The organism is Sinorhizobium fredii NGR234 (assembly GCF_000018545.1).
In the GTDB taxonomy this organism is placed as follows: Bacteria; Pseudomonadota; Alphaproteobacteria; order Rhizobiales; family Rhizobiaceae; genus Sinorhizobium; species Sinorhizobium fredii_A.
Genome location: NC_000914.2, coordinates 27,593 through 44,707, shown reverse-complemented (window position 1 = coordinate 44,707; position 17,115 = coordinate 27,593). Strand labels below are relative to the sequence as shown.

The following is a 17,115-nucleotide window of genomic DNA, read 5'->3' as shown; positions in this document are numbered from 1 at the left end:
CCACAAAGCCTGTTCTTCAGGAGGCGCATGCAAGAGGGCGGGCGACGGCATGAAGCCGTGAATGCACTTGACTTCAGATTAATTAAGCGTTTTCTAACGATTTGCATAATTGATCGTTCGGATGACAACCATCCGCACTGTGGATTCGCCAGAACATGCGTTTTAAGGGCCTTGATCTCAATCTCCTCGTTGCGCTCGACGCACTGATGACCGAACGCAAACTCACGGCCGCTGCACGCAGCATCAACCTGAGCCAGCCGGCGATGAGCGCAGCCATCACCCGGCTTCGGACCTATTTCCGCGACGAGCTATTTACCATGAATGGTCGCGAACTTGTACCAACTCCGCGAGCAGAAGCGCTCGCACCCGCAGTCCGCGAAGCCCTGCTGCACATCCATCTCTCCATCATTTCATGGGATCCGTTCAACCCAGCGCAGTCAGATCGCAGTTTCAGGATCATTCTTTCCGACTTCATGACGCTAATGTTTCTTGAAAGGGTTGTGGTGAGAGTGGCGCGGGAAGCGCCCGCCGTCAGTTTCGAGTTGCTGCCGTTTTCCGATGAGCCAGATGAGCTTCTCCGGCGTGGTGATGTCGATTTCCTGATCCTGCCAGAAATGTTCATGTCGCACACGCATCCCAGAGCGAAGCTGTTCGATGAGAGATTCGTGTGCGTGAGCTGCCCAACGAACCAGAAGCTACCGCCGCAGCTCTCCATCGACAACTATGTATCAATGGGGCATGTTGCGGCCCAATTCGGGAAGCAGCGGCCTTCCGTGGAGGAATGGCTATTGCGCGAGCACGGATTGCGAAGACGGGTCGAAGTCGCCGTGCCGGGTTTTACCATGATCCCGTCTTTTTTGTCGGGCACTGACCGCATAGCGACCCTCCCGTTACGACTGGCGATGCACTTCGCAAAAGCCATTCCCCTGCGGATCACCGAACTTCCGCAACCCATTTTTCCCGCGTTCACCGAGGCTGTCCAGTGGCCCGCGCCTCACAGCAGTGATCCGGCCAGTCTCTGGATGCGCGAGATATTTCTACAGGAGGCGTCTCGCGTTGAATTTCAATCCGAAACTTCGGCGCATGCTCTATCTAAAGCCGACGGCGCAATTCGCCACCCTTGAGCCCGCAACTGCACGGTCGGCTCAGGGTCGAGCAGTTTGGCTGCAGGTTGCGGCCTACCAGAGGGGCTCGCACGGCCCGAGCGTACCGCATGCCACACTCCGACCATTTTCGGCCTATGCGCAGCATTAGCTCTTCAGCTTCAGCAGCCGGGAGACCATCTCATTCAGCGTGATATCCTTCGATACCTCGATCAAACCGCGCATGGGCATTAAGGCGAGGTTCCTACTGTCCGCCATGCTACAAGTCACTCGCAAGTTGCCCTTCCGGACGCTCCCAATCCAGCCAATTTGCGGTCGGAACGCCAATCCAACCGCCTCGCAGCAGCCTCCGCCGACAGCCCGTTCCGTCTTCGATACTCGGCTCTGAAGATCGTGACTCAGTGCTCTTCCATTGCCTCCTGATTCTAAGAAAAGAACCGAGACTGCGGACACGGAGATGCCTCAATTGAGTTGCTCACTTTGGAGTTGAGCTGTATCAAACGGGTGCCCTCGACAAAGGCCATATTCGATATAGCGGATCCCAGTAAATCATTGGTGAAACGATCCTTCACCAGGAGTAAGTGTGTTGAGTGTTGACCCTGAGAAGAAAAGAGCCAAAGCGAACGCTGTGGATATTTACGTCGGCCGTCGAATTCGCCAGAGGCGACGATGGCAGAATATGTCCCAAGCGGCCCTCGGAGAAGCTATCGGGGTGACGTTTCAGCAGGTGCAAAAATATGAAAAGGGCTCGAACCGGGTAGGTGCGGGCCGACTTCAGCAGATATCTGATGCACTGGAAGTGCACCCTTCCTATTTTTTTGAGGACATGCCTGACGACACTCAGTCGATAGGGCAGGGCGCCCCTAATCAGGCCTATATCCCGCCCGAAGTGATTGAGTTCGCTGCAAGCGACGAAGGGGTCGAGCTCATCCGGGCGTTCTCCCGTGTCGGCAATCTCAACGTGCGCTGTCGAATCGTGAAGCTGCTCAAGTCTCTCGGCGAACACGACTGGTAAGCATGAATTCGCCCATTTCTGAGTCGAACGCGGCTACGCTCTCGGAATGAAATCAACCGTAAGTGACATCGCCATGGGACGCTTGCATTGACTCTGTAGCTCATTGAGTTCAAATCATACAAGTGAGCTAGGGGAGGAAATCACAGTGGCTGACGAGAGTAACACAGGACCAGTTGCCGCGGCTGAGGCGGTTGCCGAAACGCAAGCACCAGCTGGCAAAAGGAAGAGTTCGTCGCGGCGTCAAAGAACGGCTGCCGGACAAGTTGCGGAATCAAAGACGACTGCTAAGCCTAAGAGATATAGCGAGACAGAAAGAGCTGACAAGCTCAATCTGATCGAGGCCGAAGTGGCTCAAGGCAATAGCACCCTAAAGGACGCGATCAAGAGCGCCGGCATATCGGAGCAAACCTACTACGTGTGGAAGAAATCTGCTAAGCCTGCCGATCGAAAACCAGAGGAGTCTGTGGTGGCCGGCGATGACCTTGCCGATCTCATTCAACTCGATAAGGAAAACTTGAGGCTTCGCAACCTTTTGTCGGACAAACTGCGTGCGGAAAACGCCGAACTGCGCAAGAGACTTGGGCTGGATTAGTTCAAGAGTAGCCTCTCAAGGCTGTGGTAAGGCGCCCTGCCGGCTTCCGAAAGGGACGGCGTGCCTAGCCTTACGGCCACTTGCATCGAGTCCGAAATGGCGGTATTTGGCCGAATGGTAAAGGAATGTCGTGGCGCGTTTTGGCGCTGATGAGTCGTGGATTGCTTGCGAGATACATATGAAAACACCACCACGGAGGTTTATTGTCGAATTCAAGCAAGCACGGCGGCGATCAAAGGAACGAACGAATTCAGTCTGGGGAAACACGGACCTTAAGGCTTTGACCCGCGAAGTGGAAGAGATGGCTCCGCATTTGTTCAACTTAACGGAAGAGCCAGTATCCCCTAACGTAGCCTACGGTCCGCCGGCCAGCCCGAATGCAGAGTTTCTCATTGCAGACAAAGAGAATATCGGGCTTGGGCCAGAAGCCGTGACACCGGCCGAAGGTTCGGAAAACGCGTTCTCGGGGCTGTTGCAGGAGACGCCACCGGTCTCCCACACCCGAACAAACTCCAAACAGCGCATTTCGCGAAAGCTACCCGAGCGGTTGTCATTGGACGTGCGTGAGAATGTAGAACGCCCGATTTCTCGCGGTGAATTGGCCACTCTCGAAGCAGAAAACAAGCGCCTCAAAAGGCTGCTCGCTGAACGGATCCTTACCCAAAACTTGCAACTCAAGAAGATGCTTGATCGGTTTAACCTCAATTGACGATGTCGCATCCGCGCGAAAGTCTTAGGAATCTCTTGGGGGCCGGCGTTTTAGCAATCGCTGATAGCTCTTCAATCCCACCTCAATGACACAGTTCAGGACCTTCCTCCATGTATCTAGCCATAGCACGCCAACCGAATATATTCAAACAAACCTGAGCCTACGGCAGAATTAATGGTTTTTTAATAGACTTGGTAGCTGCGGATTAAAATTATGTTTTGACATATCCTCGATCGGTGTTAATCCACTAAATGAGAAGTGTCGTCGCAGATAAATACTTTGACGAAATTCCAGCTTGGGTTGTGATTCTTCCCTGTTGCTTTGAGCCGTCAGCCAGCTCAGCGCCTTGGTGGCGGCTTCCCATCACGACTTGAGCCTTGATGTTGCGGCGGAGCCTGGCTCCTGTGCAATGACCGTCCAGTTTCAAGAGGCAAGTGAGTTCAGCGGCATTTTCTCGCACGTTTCCTCCTGAAACGTCGTTTTGGGATATGTTGCTAAGATCCGATAGGAGAAGAAGATGACAGAAACCACGCTCGGTGCGAGCAACGAACTTTTGGCAGAACTGACGGCAGAAATCGTAGCCGCCTATGTCAGCACCCACGTGGTTCCGGGTGCCGAGCTTCCGACGCTTATCGCTGACGTTCATTCAGCGCTCAACAATGCCACTGCTCCCGCGCCGGTGATTGCTCCCATTGAGAAGCCGAAGCCAGCGGTCTCGATCCGCAAGTCTGTGCAGGACGATCAGATCACCTGCCTCGAATGCGGCGGCGCCTTCAAGTCGCTGAAGCGCCACTTGATGACCCACCACAATCTGTCGCCGGAAGATTATCGCGAAAAGTGGGACCTACCCGCGGACTACCCGATGGTCGCGCCCGCTTATGCGGAAGCCCGCTCGCGTCTGGCCAAGGAGATAGGCCTCGGCGAGCGCCGCAAGCGTCGTGGTAAGTAGAACGTTATCGCCGGCGGCGATCGCTGCCAGCTACGCGCCACGCCTTTAATTTGCGCGAAATGCTATGCAGAATGCGGTGTTTCGGCCGCACCTTCCAGATGCACGGCGTGATTGACGAATGTTGACCCCGAACGAAAGCTTGGACATATGTAGATTTCACAGCTTACGCTTAAATCCAGCGATGACGAGACGGTGCGCCGCTTCAAGGTTTTCATTAATCTTGTCGTTGGCGAAGCCGCCAAGTTCAACCGTCTCGATCCGGAGGTCCATCTTCGAGATATCCTCACGCGCATCGCCGGCCATCCGATCAACAGGCTTGCCGAATGGTTACCGCGGAGCATGCGGCATCAGGGTCGACCATGGCCGGGCCTGCCAACACGACACTCATGCGCAGCGCGCCTGCGGCCTTCCTCGGTGGCGGCGTCATCGGCCCGCCTCCGAAGAGCCGGTCAGCTTGACGACATCGACGAACTTGCGTCGCGCGTGAGCAAGGCAGAACGCCAGCCGCATGGGGGCGACATTGCTCTCTCCCATCACGCGCGCCGACGCGGGCGCTTGCACAATGACGCTTTCACCGGCCCGGCATGCATAGCTTGGCCGGATCGTCTGCTTTACCCGGACAACCGCCGGCACGATGTCGAGCGCCTCACTGACGTCCGTGCCGACGCAATGAAGCTCGAACGAGCAGCACGGGCAAATCTTGCTCTCCGGCTCGATGAGCTCTTCATACCGTGGGAGGTGCCTGGGTAAACGGCCGATGTTGCGCGACGGTGACCGTCGCTCCTGTTTTGGCCCTTCAGCCACGGGTGCAACATCGTCATTGGCCGCCGCGGGAATGTCGGTGAGATCGCCAAGGTCAAGCGTCGCCTGCGTCGGGTCGATCGCCGTCATCTTCTCCGATTTCGGCCCAAAGAGCTGCTGCTCCAGGAAGGCAACGCGCGCCTTGAGGTCGGCGTTCTCTGCATCAAGCGAGAGAATGATCCGGCTCAATTGCGCGGCATCCTGAGGTAAAGAGTCGGGTCAAAGCGGCATGGCAGACCCTAGCACATGATCCTGAATCTTCAAGCAAATCCAATAGGATCAGCCCGCTTTCGTCGGCCGCTTTACGACGTTTCGCTTGCCCGAGTCCAGTCGATACCGGTCAGCAAAAAATTTGTTCGGCCTTGAAATGTACGTTCGTCTAACGTACAGTTGGCTTAAACGACATGAAGGAGCCGGTCATGCGAGCAATCAAGGACGTCACGATTGACATCGATGAGCCGAACACCGTTCGAATGAACTTCCGTACGAAGGAGCGCGTGAAGAGGACGATCCAGCGTGCCGCGGCACTTTCCGGCCTCGACGATTCTGCGTTCACGATCAACGCTGCCTACCAGTCTGCCATTGCCACGATCGCGGCGCATGAGGCGACCTTGTTGCAGACAACGGACTACCAGGCGTTTTTCGACGCTTTGGATAATCCGCCCAAACCGACCGATCGGCTGAGAGACGCGTTCAAGCGTTATAGCGAGACCGTAGTCTCTAAGTAATGGCAAATACCGGCGCCGCAAAACGCATAATCGAGCCGCTCGATCCCAACCGGCATGATCGGGCGGCTTTTTTTTGTGGAATCATCCAGGTCGACAACTTCTTCAAGAAAACGGCGAACAAGCTATCGAAAGCAGACAACCTTCGTGTCTATGTGATGACCGAAGACGATGGCACAACGGTTATAGGGTTCTACGCCATCAACAGCCACTCGATCAGCTATGCTGATCTGCCGGAACGCTTTTCCCGCACCCGGCCGGGACACGGCTCGATACCGGCCGCCTATATCTCCATGATCGGTCGCGATCAGCGATATAGGGGTGGCGGTTACGGCGGCGATCTGCTTACCGATTGCCTGCAAAGGATCGCCGGAATTGCTGACCAGATTGGGATCGCCGTCGTTCTTCTCGATGTCCTTGTTTGCGGTGACGAAGAAAAGACGAGCCGGCGTGTCGCGCTTTACAGCGAATATGGCTTTCAACCTTTGCCGTCAATGCCGCTTCGGATGTTCCTGCCGATCGCGACGATCAGGAGCCTAATGGGCTAACGCGCATTCGGTGCGCGATGCACGCATTTAATTAAGCGCAAAAAGCAACAGAAACAAAACCGCTCTGCTGTTCCATAAGATAGATTATGCGATCATTTTTTGTAGCGGCATTTTAGAGATGCGACATATGAGCCAGTTAGAGATGCGACGGTCGTCGCCTCTTGGGATGCTGGTCAAACGTCAACGTTTGGAAGGAAGACTGGCGACGGGAAGCGTGGTTGAGACCATGAGCGTTCGGAGTCGTCATGTCTTGTTTGATCACCATGTCGCAGAAGGAATTGCATCGTCTTGAACTGATCCAACGGATTCGCGGCCGCAGCCTGACCGTCGTCGAGGCGGCCGCGTTGCTTCGTCTCAGCCGCAGTCAGGTGCACCGGTTGTTGCAGGCCTATGACTTGGCCGGCGCCGACGGTCTGGTCTCGAAGAAGCGCGGCCGTCCGAGCAACCGGCGTCACAGCGAGGATTTCCGCAACCTGGTGCTCGACCTGGTGCGTGAGCATTACCTGGATTTTGGACCAACCCTGGCGGCCGAGAAGCTGATCGAACGCCACCGGATTGCCGTCAGCAAGGAGACGCTGCGCCAATGGATGATGGAAGCCGGCATCTGGGTGTCGCGACGCGAGCGCAAGAAGCGGGTCTTCCAGCCGCGCGGCCGGCGCGATTGTTTCGGCGAACTCGTTCAGATCGATGGCTCGCTTCATTGGTGGTTCGAGAACCGCGGTCCCAAATGCGCCCTGCTCGTCTATATCGACGATGCCACCGGCAAGCTCTTGCATCTGCGGTTCGCCGGATCGGAGAACACCTTCGACTATCTGCACGCGACGAAGGCCTACTTGCAGCAATGGGGAAAGCCGATCGCCTTCTACAGCGACAAGCATGGCATCTTCCGCACCACCCATGCTTCCAAGAAGGACAGAACCAGTGGCCTGACGCAGTTCGGCCGGGCTCTTTATGAGCTCAACATCGACATCATCTGCGCCAATACCCCGCAGGCCAAGGAGCGGACATCACGATGCACCTTGTTGGAGTGGTTGAGCGACAATTAATCTGGGTTGACGGCCACCATATCGACTGCCGGCGCCTTTTTCGAGTCTGACGTTGCCCGGCGGTTCGTACAAGTATCGATGGTTGCTGGCGTATCGATGACGCTTGAGAGTGCCTTTGCGCCCGAGTTGGTGAACGGTCGATTCGCATACGCCGAGCTGCTGGGCTACTTCCTCGCCGGTGAGCATGCCGCCCTCGCGCAGCCGTTCGTACCGGCTCTTCAAACCATAGGTGCGGCGCACGAGCATGACCTTCTTCGGCGTGAAGGGTTCGCCGCGCCAGTTGCGATGCCCGAGTTCGTTGAGACGAGCGGCGATCTGCCGGTCGTTGGTGGCCTCCAGCAGCTCGTTGATCAACGCCACGACCTGTGCCGGCGTCTTGCGTATCACCGACATAGGCCGAGGTCTGGCCACCGACAGGCTCTGCGTGCGCCCGCCGCGCCAACGGATGTTGATGTTGACCTCATCGTCGACGAGCAGCGTCACGTCTTCGATGAGAAGGCCGAGCATGCGCTTGCGTTCGACGGCACCGGTGCGCTCGTCGTTCCAGATGCGCGGGAAATCGGCGGTCAGCGCCCTGATGCGCTGCTGCGCTGGCTCGTCCAGCAGCGAGTGGTCGGCCTCGTTCTGGCGCTCGTGCTCGCGCTGGAGTGCGTCGAGGTCGCGCAGCCGTGCGTTCCAGTCGGCTTCCAGCGCGTCGGCGACCAGGCGGTTGTCCGGATCGACCTTCAGGTAGCGCCGGCGGGCCAGTTCAGCCTCATAGCGGGCGCGTTGCAGCTGCGTGCCGCGCAGCGCCGCGGCCTGCTCCACGCGCTGGGTGATCTCCTGCTGCACGGCAAGCGCGACATCGATCGCTGCCGGCGCCATTACCTCCAGCAGTAGCGCGCTCACCGCCTCGTCGACCGGAGCACCGCGCACCCATTGGCAGTGTTTGCCGGCGTGTCGCACGACGGCTTCGTTGCAGACGTAATATGGGCGCAGCCGCCCCTCGAACGGCTCGTAATGGACCCGCATGCGTGCACCGCAGCGGCCGCACAGCAGCCGTCCCTGCAACAGGCCGCTGCCCTGGCGGGGCATGCGTCCACGCAGGCCGGGTGAAAAACCGGTGGCGTTCTGTTCCAGGGCTGCCTGATTGCGTTCGTATTCGGCCCAGGAAATGTAGCCGTCGTGGGCGTCGGGAATCAGTACCTGCCAGTCGGATCTCGCCACGCGCAGTTGCACGGGCTTCAGCTTGGCATTGTAGGCGGTGCGCGTGCGTCCATAGGCGAAGGCGCCGGCATAGCGCGGGTTGTGCAAGATCTGGAGCACGCGGGAATGGTCGATCTCGTTCCACAGGACGTCGCCCTTGCCGATGCCGCGACGGATACGCCGCGGAAAGAGGATCTTCTCGCCCCGCAGGCGGCGCACGACGGCGCAGGCCGAGCCGGTCTGGCGGAAAGTATCGAACAGGAGCCGCACCGTGTCCTGGATCTGTCGGTCGGGATCGAGCACGACCCGCGCGTCAGGGGTGTAGACCAACCCGATCGGCAGCGGCATCTCGAGTTCGCCGCGGCGCGCCTTGTTGAGAATGCCGCCTTGCAGCCGCGACTTCAGGATGTGCAGTTCGGCCTCGCTCATCGTGCCCTTCAGGCCGAGCAGCATGCGGTCGTTGAAATAGGCCGGATCATAGACGCCGTCCTCGTCCATGATGAGCGTGCGCGACAAGGCGGCCAGCTCAAGGAGACGGTGCCAGTCGGCATTGTTGCGTGCCAGGCGCGACACTTCCAGCCCCAGCACGATCCCTGCATGTCCCATCGCCACTTCGCTCACCAGGTGCTGGAAGCCGTCGCGGTCCTGCGACTGCGCGCCGGAGAGGCCGAGGTCGCTATCGATGACGTGGACACGTTCGATCGGCCAGCCCAGCGCCACGGCGCGATCGCGCAGGGCGTATTGCCGCTTGGTGCTCTCGGTGTTCTCGAACACCTGACGAAGCGAGGACTGACGCACGTAGAGGAATGCATCACGCCGCAGATGGTCGGCGTCAACCTTTATGGCGATGTCAGTAGACATGGTTCCCTCGGGTCTCTGCTGCCAGCACCATGTTGGCGAGCATGTGCACGAGCTGGCGATCGTGCACTGCGACCGAAGCCGTAGGCCGTGATTCCAGCCGCCGATGCGTCGGCGGGGGAGGCTGCGCGATCAGCACCGCCAGCCCTTGCCAAAGGCCGTGGAAAACGATGGCGCCCATGTCCTTGGCGCAGGCCTGACCGCAAAGGACGGCGGTGCGCAGCGTCTCGTAGAAATCCTTGCAGCTGCGCGGTAGCACCGGGGTGCGTGCATGGGGCTCACCGTTTTTTTTTACGGGCGATCGCGCGTTCGATGCTGCGGGGATGGACACTGATGCCGAGCGTCGAATGCAGCAGTTCTGCCAGGGAGCGCGCCTGCAGCGGGGCGCCCGCATGCTGGTTCTGCTCGATGAGCTGCATGACCTCGTCGGTGAGTTTGTGGGCCGACTTTGGCCCTCGGGTGCGCGGCAGCAGGCCGGCAATGCCGTCGCGTTCGAACGCGGCCTCGGCCTGATAGTAGGTTGGCCGCGACAGACCGAAAAGCGCGGCGGCATCGGCCTTGTTGACGCCATCCTCCTGGACGTGACGCAGCATCTCGTACTTCACCTGCACGAGATCGAGAGGATCGAAGAAGGTGGACTCACGAAACCAGGGTGCACGGACGGCTTCGGGCCGCGCATTGAGTGCTCCGAGCTCGCGCAGTCGCTCACGTTTGGTCTCGTTGGGCATGGCATAACCTCTTCCTAGTGGTGTAAATCAAATTACGCCTCGATAGAGAACGTGTCAACCTAACGACGCCGGGCGATATGGCTGTTTATGCTGCATATAACTACAATGTAGAGGCAATTATCGCTGTGAGCGCCCGTATGATTCGGCATAATTAGATTTACATAATCGGCATAAATTGCCTGACACGCATTCAGCCGCCATGGCTGCGCTCGATTTGCTCGATCAATGCGGCTAGGGTTGCCAGATCATCTGGACGCACGAACGACCTACCGGCCGCGATCTGAATGAAAACATCGGGTGCAGCGACGTCCGTCCATGACGCAAGCAGCGAGCGAAGCCGCCCATCCGCGTCGTAGAACATGACGCGATCCTCGCCCCAGTTCTGCTTGCGTGTCGACAACACGAAGCGCTGGCCGCGCCACGGATGGAACGGGTGCGTGACCTCGAACTCTATACGCACTTGAGTGTCAGTACGAACTGCAGTCCTGGACTTGAAAGAAGGGGCGCGTCGAGCGCGCCAACCAGACGCTGCAGGATCGGCTTGTCAAGGAACTGCGGCTGCGCGGCATCGACACGATCGCGGCGGCCAATGCCTATGCGCCGGAATTCATGGCCGACTTCAATCGTCGGTTTGGCAAGGCGCCGCGCAATCCGAAGGACATGCATCGGCCGTTTGCCGCGCATGAGAACCTCGATGGCGCCATGTGCCGCAAGGAGATCCGCAAGCTGTCGCAGTCGCTGACGCTGCGCTATGACAAGGTGATGTTCATCCTCGATCCGACCGACCTCGCCACGGCGCTCGCCGGCAAGAAGGTCATTGTCTGCGACTATCCCGACGGTCGCCTCGAGGTCACCCATGAGGGGACGTCCCTGCCCTACAGGACCTTCGACACGCTGCGCTCGGTGCACCGCTGCGAGGTGGTTGAGAACAAGCGCCTTGATGACATGCTGGCGCTGGTCGCCGAGATGCAGGCCGGACGAGAGCAACAGCGCAGCAAGGGCGGGCCGCGCCGCACCGGCCAGACGGACCATATGTTCGGCATTCGCGACGGCAGCCAGAGCAATGGCTATCAAAAGCGCGGCACCAAGCCTGGCCGGAAGACGGATTTTACCAAGGATCCGGTGGTCATCGCCAAGCGGCAGCAAGCCCTTGCGCAGCTGAAAGCGGCGGAGTGATCGGGGTGTCAAAGCTGAAGTTTATCTTGCGGCTGGAGCCATCCGCCGCCGACCGGCCTGCGCAACCCTGACCAGCTCCACCCGGCCGGCGGCTCGCGTCTGCGTACTTTGTAAATATATCAACTTGCAAACGCAGTACTAAGGAATAGGATGATGTCGCGTTTCTAAGTTGATTACTTTGTCTCATCTTTAAATAGCTGTGACATTTTTTGTAGCCGCAAAGTTAAAGTGTCCTGTTCCTGCAAAGTAAGAATGTCACTCTCCCCGCGTTTTGATGGCGTGGGAGATTGCGGATGGGATTGATTGCGATGAGCGAGCGCGACCTGCAGCGGATTGAGGTTTTGTCGAAGGTGATCGACGGCCGCATGACGATGGTGTCGGCGGCGCATGTCCTGGGCTTAAGCACGCGCCAGGTGCGTCGGCTGCTGGATCGGATCAGCGCTGGCGGTGCGGCGTCGATCCGCCACAAGGCGATCGGTCGCCCATCGAACAATCGGATTTGCGACGGCGTGCGCGATTATGCCATGGCGATCGTGCGCGAGCGCTATGCGGATTTCGGTCCGACGCTGGCGGCTGAGAAGCTAGCGGAGCTTGATGGCCTGACGGTGTCGCGCGAGACCTTGCGCCAATGGATGGCGGACGCCGGTCTGTGGCTGTCGCGCAAGCAGCGGCGGACGTTTCATCAGCCGCGGTTGCGGCGCGAGGCCTATGGCGAACTGGTGCAGATCGACGGTTCCGAGCATCGCTGGTTCGAGGATCGCGGTGACCCCTGTTCATTGCTGGTGTTCATCGATGACGCGACCGGCAAGCTGATGCAGTTGCGCTTCGTACGATCGGAAAGCGCGTTTACGTATTTCGAGGCGCTGGAGCTCTATCTGAAGGCGCATGGTGCTCCGGTCGCCTTCTATTCCGACAAGCATTCGGTGTTCCGGGTGGCGAAGAAGGACGCCAAGGGCGGCCAGGGCATGACCCAGTTCGGGCGTGCACTTTGCGAGTTAAACATCGAGATTCTTTGCGCAAACTCGAGCCAAGCCAAGGGCCGAGTCGAGCGGATGAACCGGACGCTACAGGACCGGTTGATCAAGGATCTGCGCCTGGAGGGCATCTGCGGCATGGACGACGGCAACGCTTTCCTGCCTCGGTTCATGGAGCGCTATAACCGGCAATTCGCCATTACCCCTGCCCGGTCTGATGATCTGCATCGGCCGCTGAACCTTGCCCCGGATCGGCTGCGCGACGTCCTGTGCAAACGTGAGCAGCGTTATGTCGGTGCGCAGCTGACGTTTTCGTTCGAGCGCCAGCGGATCATGCTCGAGGAGAACGAAGTGACGCGCGGACTGGTCGGTCGCTATGTCGAGACCCATGCCTATGCCGACGGCCGGCTCGATGTGCGCTGGAAGGGGCATTCCCTGCCCTACCGGGTGTTCGACAAGGACCAGCGGGTGACGCATGCGGCGATCATCGAGAACAAGCGGCTTTCCGATGTGCTGGCCTACATCAAGGAGCGCCAGGACGAGCGGCCGGCGCCGAAGGTCAGGACCAACAGCGAGAAGAACGGCTACACGCCGCGCGGTCGCAAGCCGGGCAAGCGGACGGATTTCATGAACGATCCCGTGGTCATCGCCCGGCGGCGGCAGGCGCTCTCCAATCTTGATGCCGCGGAATGATCCATTGATCTGGCTGTCAAGGCTAAAGCCGATAGGTGCCCCTCACCCGCCCCGATCTCACCTTGCAACCCGGACCAGCCGGTCAGATCGGGGCTGGTCGTCGCGCCGGGCCGCAGCTCAAAGTGATATTTCTACTTTGCGCCACAGCGGACAGTTCAACCTGGCCGCCACATTTTTTGAGTGATTTGAGTGTAGCACAGAAGGCGAACATCCCCCACTACGCCTGAGCCGGAGCCTTTTCGTGTGCGGCTCCCCCCGATCCACACCCATCATTCACCGTTTCCGGTCGCGGCTCTCAAGTGCCGGTCGTAAAGGCATCCACGGCCGGCTTTCGTAATCGCCCACTCGAAATCAGTCAGGTGGAAGCGACGGCGGGTCACGCAAAGCCGGCAAGCCAAGGCCTAATTGAATCATTATCCGCCCGCCGACAAAACTCCCGTAGTCTGCGACCTAATCTGAAATGGTCGTCTCCGAGCTCGTCGGGGGGTTCGCAAAGCTTCAACGATACAATACAATACTACCATCGATTGTGAGGCGGTTATCTTGGCGAGAGAGTTGTTATTCTTGGCGTGCGCAATTGTGATTGCCGACAGCTGGCCGGCGAAGGCGATCGACATAGAAAGCCTGTTCGGACACACCATCCGCATTGAGGGCGAGTACCCTGAACGCACCTTGAAAGTCGATGATCGCGAATTGCACCGCAACGCCCTTCTCCTCTTCGACGGCCTGTTCATTGTGGACGGCGTTCCAGCACTGATCGGCAGCAGCTCGAATGGGGGCAACGCCTGCGACGGCACCCCTTTCGTCGTTTCGTTTCCACCTGGTGCCAGGCCCCGTTTCGATGGACCGATCGAAGCCTGTGCTTACATCGGGCACGAGGTCTCCGACGAGAGAATCCTATTCTCCACCAATAACATTCCGGGACAGGGCCGAGAGCAATGGGCTTGGACGCCTGCCGACGGAATGAAGGAATTAGGCGTCGCAGCATTTGTCCCCGACGACAAATCGGGTTGGCAGGCGCTCAGGGAACGCTCGTTTGAGCATCCTTCCGACGCCCTTAAGAACGCGGATATCGCGGCAACAATCAAGTCGCTGCTCGGAGCTGATTTCGAAGCCTTTCAGGCAATCATCACCGGAACGGGCAGCGGCGAATTTAAGAGCGACGACTATATTGGTAGAACGTGCACGCCCCACATGTGCAGAGAACAGGAAGCGTTGCTCTTCCTGTCTGCCAAGGATCGTCGCGCCTATGCCGCTTGGAAGCCGCACCAAAAGAAAATCATTGTTCACCCACCTGTGAAGCAGTGGCCCGAGAAAGCAAAACAGGAATTGAGAGCATGGGCAGAAACGTGGAAGTAACAGCGCTAGCGGGGCTGATCTCCATACAATAGTGCCCCAGAAACCGGTGACTTACTTAAATAGTCCCTAAAGCCCACCAGATGCGCCAGGTTGTTTCTGGGGCGAATAGTCAATAATGCAGTAGTCATCGCCGATTTGCAAAAAAATGACGACATTCTGATTGGCGCTATCCCACCACTTATCAATTGATGTCACTGGCGTTCTTGAACTCTTTGGCGGGCCATAGGTGTTTGAAAGTTTGCCCGTCAGCGAGGGGCAATCTTGTCCGGACAACAATTTCAATCTCACGAGCGCAAGACCCGAGTTTCGGCCAAAAACGAATGCGGCCTTGAATTTGAATTGGCCGGCAGAGTACTTCCCGTCAAGCAAGTGCTGCAGCCGCCTGTCCCCTTTTAACCGTTCCGGTTTTTTTGGCTTGGTGATTGAGGCGTCATCAGGCGCATTTTGACGACTTCCTTTGGCGTCATGCCCCATCTGGTATACTGCCAATCCGCCCATGCATGTGTGCCAGCCGTAGCCATCAACATGAGCATACCTAAACCGCCTGCATGGACCACCTTCATTTCTTGCCCCCCAGAGCGCAAACAGACACTTTTCATTGGCAAGGAGTAAGCTTGGCCGACTCCGCATTCTTCGGACCATAGCGAGCAGGACCACGCCTACTGAGCTTAAGTATGCAGGGAGAGTCGTTCATAGGCGATTTTCTCATTCGCAGGCCACTCCGTCGCCATCCCTGTCGAGCTTGCGACGGTAGCCGGGCTCGCCAGCGTAAATAGGCGCTGCACCAGCAGCGCGTGCCGCGGCGCAGTTTTGAAAGTAGACCTCGCCACCTTCGGGCGTGGAATTACCGTCATCGTTCGTCTGAGCCATTGCCGGCAGATTGCCAACAAGGATCGCGAAGAGGGCGACGGCCGTGGTAAGCAAACACTCTTTCATTCGGTTTCTCCTGGTACCGAGCGGCGCGCAAAGGTCGGGGTGACAAGTCTTTGCGTTGTCCGGTACAGGATTATACAAACTGCAACTGCGCGTATATTCGGCCAGATGGCTTAGCCCGCTAGGGTAGGCCTTACGGGCGTCAACCGAGGTGACGAGCTGGGGCAGTTGGTCACTGAGCCTCAGACCGAGCAGCCCTCACTGCGAGGCGTTGATCGCGCGACGGGTATATTTTTCGTCACTGCGTGAGTCCGGGCCGCCGGAACTCCGCTCGCGCGGTGTGCCGGCCTTGGCCAAAGCCGAGACTACACAATTGGAATCGAACCGCGGACGCCATGCTGCGCGTTTCTGGATTTACCCCGCACTCAATGCTTAAAGCAGTTTTCCCGGTGCCAGCGGAGGAAGTGCGGATGTGGCCTTTCGAATAGTCGCTGCGGAACGATCGCGCGTCCCGTTCGGTTGATGACTGGATGCTCTCCGGGTCGTTCCCCTGCCGCGAAACAAGGATGTTTAGCTCGTCGGAAAGGCTGGATCAAACCCCGATCGAACATCCAGTGGGCGGTCCCGGAAAGCGCAATGCCATTGCTCAGGATGTCGGGACCGTTGGCTTAGACCAAGCGAATATGCGCAGCATCGACTTCAGCACGACCGCCGCCGTTAATCAGCTTTAGTCCGGTGATCGCGCATCGCTTGTCGTATGCTTTGAGGACAAGGCGACGGAAAAGACGATTGCGAACGATTCGAGACGTGAGCTGAGCGACACGATCACGCTCCTGCTCAAAAACGAAGGATGACTGCAGTTGCTCGCCCATTCCGGGTGCCAAATCGACGATTTCTGGCTCGCCGACCTGCCCGTGCGTTTACGATCGAAGCGCGAAATGGTGGAGAGGGGGCATGCACTATCGCTCGCAAAGGAGGTCGGTGCTGTTCACGGCACCCGGACTTATCGTCGGTGCGCTCGCGATAGGCGCTGCGGGCGGCATCAGCGTAAGTCCGGGCGACATTCTTGCGCTCGTGGAAAAGCCTCACCTGCTGGTCGCCGTTCTGTTCGTCGGCGCCTTCACTGGCATCATGGTTGAGCAGGCTCTGTCAAGGATGCGAAGGCAGGATGGCGCGCGAGGAACCGCTCGCGCTGGGAGAAACAGCGCTCGGCGACGAATGCCGTCGTAGGGCCATGGGCTCCCACAAGCGTTCCGGAATCACCGAAACGACCCGACGCTACCGAACAGCTCCGGATTGTTATGAACTCCACCTTCACGAGTCAGCCGCTCCTCAACAGGAGCGAACCGCGGGTATTCAAGGAATTCTATCGCCTGGTGATTGGCTGCAATCCGGCTTGGCAGGTGATGGCCCAAGTCTCGTTAGGCGAAATCCTCCGCAGCAAAGACGCGGACGCGTACAGCTGCATAAACGCCAAGCGGGTCGACCTCCTGCTGGTGGACGGCAACTGCCGCCCTCGCCATGTCGTCGAATATCAGCGCGGAGCGCACCATCAGGGTGCCGCAGCCGCGCGCGACGCGGTTAAGAAGGCGGCGCTCAGGTGCGCAGGGATCGGCTATTACGAAGTCGTTGCCGGCCAGACCACTCCGTCTGACCTCAGACGATTGGTCGAGAAGCTCGTGGAGAAGCCGGAACTTCCAATATGCGCTCCGGACTGACGGGGGGCTCGGCCGCGGCTGTTGGCGCTCAGAAGCGCTCTGCCCCTCGACACAACTCAGACG

General features: G+C 58.5%; 14 protein-coding genes and 6 pseudogenes. 12 read left to right on the top strand and 8 right to left on the bottom strand.

Going from position 1 to position 17,115, the window contains the following annotated elements:
* The first annotated feature begins 155 nt into the window (after positions 1-155).
* The 5 genes from nodD1 to NGR_RS29860 all read left to right on the top strand — a co-directional run bounded on the left by nodD1 (position 156) and on the right by NGR_RS29860 (position 4,368).
* On the top strand, positions 156-1,124 hold the full coding sequence (nodD1, locus tag NGR_RS29880; protein ID WP_010875078.1) for a transcriptional regulator NodD1: 969 nt from the start codon (positions 156-158) through the stop codon (positions 1,122-1,124).
* A gap of 562 nt (positions 1,125-1,686) precedes the next feature.
* Positions 1,687-2,118: a helix-turn-helix domain-containing protein gene (locus NGR_RS29875; RefSeq protein WP_010875077.1), complete on the top strand. Its 432-nt coding sequence runs from the start codon at positions 1,687-1,689 to the stop codon at positions 2,116-2,118.
* 145 nt (positions 2,119-2,263) lie between these two features.
* The gene (locus NGR_RS29870; protein WP_010875076.1) at positions 2,264-2,710 is read left to right on the top strand and encodes a transposase; all 447 of its coding nucleotides are present in this window, start codon (positions 2,264-2,266) and stop codon (positions 2,708-2,710) included.
* 130 nt (positions 2,711-2,840) lie between these two features.
* Entirely contained in the window at positions 2,841-3,419 is a 579-nt protein-coding gene (locus NGR_RS29865) for a hypothetical protein (RefSeq protein WP_010875075.1), read from the top strand.
* Positions 3,420-3,936: 517 nt separating this feature from the next.
* A complete protein-coding gene (locus tag NGR_RS29860; RefSeq protein WP_010875074.1) occupies positions 3,937-4,368 on the top strand; it encodes a MucR family transcriptional regulator in 432 nt (143 codons plus the stop codon).
* A gap of 531 nt (positions 4,369-4,899) precedes the next feature.
* Here NGR_RS29860 and NGR_RS29855 read toward each other — a convergent pair.
* Positions 4,900-5,358, bottom strand: a pseudogene (locus NGR_RS29855) (IS66 family transposase zinc-finger binding domain-containing protein); the annotation flags it as partial.
* Positions 5,359-5,588: 230 nt separating this feature from the next.
* On the opposite strand from NGR_RS29855, the gene NGR_RS29850 reads away from it, so the two are divergent.
* The 3 genes and pseudogenes from NGR_RS29850 to NGR_RS29840 form a co-directional block, all read left to right on the top strand.
* Positions 5,589-5,897 carry a DUF1778 domain-containing protein gene (locus NGR_RS29850; protein ID WP_164924708.1) on the top strand — a complete coding sequence of 103 codons (309 nt, stop codon included), beginning with the start codon at positions 5,589-5,591 and terminating at the stop codon, positions 5,895-5,897.
* A complete protein-coding gene (locus NGR_RS29845) occupies positions 5,897-6,442 on the top strand; it encodes a hypothetical protein (protein WP_010875071.1) in 546 nt (181 codons plus the stop codon). The genes NGR_RS29850 and NGR_RS29845 overlap by 1 nt, the downstream gene beginning before the upstream one ends.
* A 245-nt stretch (positions 6,443-6,687) precedes the next feature.
* Positions 6,688-7,455: pseudogene (locus tag NGR_RS29840) on the top strand (ISNCY family transposase); the annotation flags it as partial.
* Here NGR_RS29840 and NGR_RS29835 read toward each other — a convergent pair.
* The 4 genes from NGR_RS29835 to NGR_RS29820 form a co-directional block, all read right to left on the bottom strand.
* Complete coding sequence (locus tag NGR_RS29835) at positions 7,450-9,534, bottom strand: recombinase family protein (protein WP_010875070.1); 2,085 nt, start codon at positions 9,532-9,534, stop codon at positions 7,450-7,452. The pseudogene NGR_RS29840 and the gene NGR_RS29835 overlap by 6 nt on opposite strands.
* Positions 9,524-9,790, bottom strand: a complete 267-nt coding sequence (locus tag NGR_RS33335) for a transposase (protein ID WP_010875069.1) — start codon at positions 9,788-9,790, stop codon at positions 9,524-9,526. The genes NGR_RS29835 and NGR_RS33335 overlap by 11 nt, the downstream gene beginning before the upstream one ends.
* Before the next feature lie 19 nt (positions 9,791-9,809).
* The gene (locus tag NGR_RS33330; RefSeq protein ID WP_010875068.1) at positions 9,810-10,259 is read right to left on the bottom strand and encodes a helix-turn-helix domain-containing protein; all 450 of its coding nucleotides are present in this window, start codon (positions 10,257-10,259) and stop codon (positions 9,810-9,812) included.
* Between the two features lie 190 nt (positions 10,260-10,449).
* Positions 10,450-10,719 carry a DUF5372 family protein gene (locus tag NGR_RS29820; RefSeq protein ID WP_010875067.1) on the bottom strand — a complete coding sequence of 90 codons (270 nt, stop codon included), beginning with the start codon at positions 10,717-10,719 and terminating at the stop codon, positions 10,450-10,452.
* Between the two features lie 38 nt (positions 10,720-10,757).
* Between NGR_RS29820 and NGR_RS29815 the strand changes: the two are divergent.
* The 3 genes and pseudogenes from NGR_RS29815 to NGR_RS29805 all read left to right on the top strand — a co-directional run.
* Positions 10,758-11,435: pseudogene (locus NGR_RS29815) on the top strand (ISNCY family transposase); the annotation flags it as partial.
* 293 nt (positions 11,436-11,728) lie between these two features.
* Positions 11,729-13,102 carry an ISNCY family transposase gene (locus NGR_RS29810; protein ID WP_010875066.1) on the top strand — a complete coding sequence of 458 codons (1,374 nt, stop codon included), beginning with the start codon at positions 11,729-11,731 and terminating at the stop codon, positions 13,100-13,102.
* 543 nt (positions 13,103-13,645) lie between these two features.
* Positions 13,646-14,461 carry a hypothetical protein gene (locus NGR_RS29805; protein WP_010875065.1) on the top strand — a complete coding sequence of 272 codons (816 nt, stop codon included), beginning with the start codon at positions 13,646-13,648 and terminating at the stop codon, positions 14,459-14,461.
* 66 nt (positions 14,462-14,527) lie between these two features.
* On the opposite strand, the gene NGR_RS29800 is transcribed toward NGR_RS29805, so the two are convergent.
* The 3 genes and pseudogenes from NGR_RS29800 to NGR_RS33320 all read right to left on the bottom strand — a co-directional run.
* Positions 14,528-14,959 carry a hypothetical protein gene (locus NGR_RS29800; protein ID WP_164924707.1) on the bottom strand — a complete coding sequence of 144 codons (432 nt, stop codon included), beginning with the start codon at positions 14,957-14,959 and terminating at the stop codon, positions 14,528-14,530.
* Positions 14,960-15,166: 207 nt separating this feature from the next.
* Positions 15,167-15,292, bottom strand: a pseudogene (locus NGR_RS33325) (excalibur calcium-binding domain-containing protein); the annotation flags it as partial.
* Between the two features lie 467 nt (positions 15,293-15,759).
* A pseudogene (locus NGR_RS33320) lies at positions 15,760-16,185 on the bottom strand (HNH endonuclease); the annotation flags it as partial.
* Between the two features lie 103 nt (positions 16,186-16,288).
* Here NGR_RS33320 and NGR_RS33315 point away from each other — a divergent pair.
* Positions 16,289-17,052: pseudogene (locus NGR_RS33315) on the top strand (DUF2726 domain-containing protein).
* The last annotated feature ends 63 nt before the right edge of the window (positions 17,053-17,115 follow it).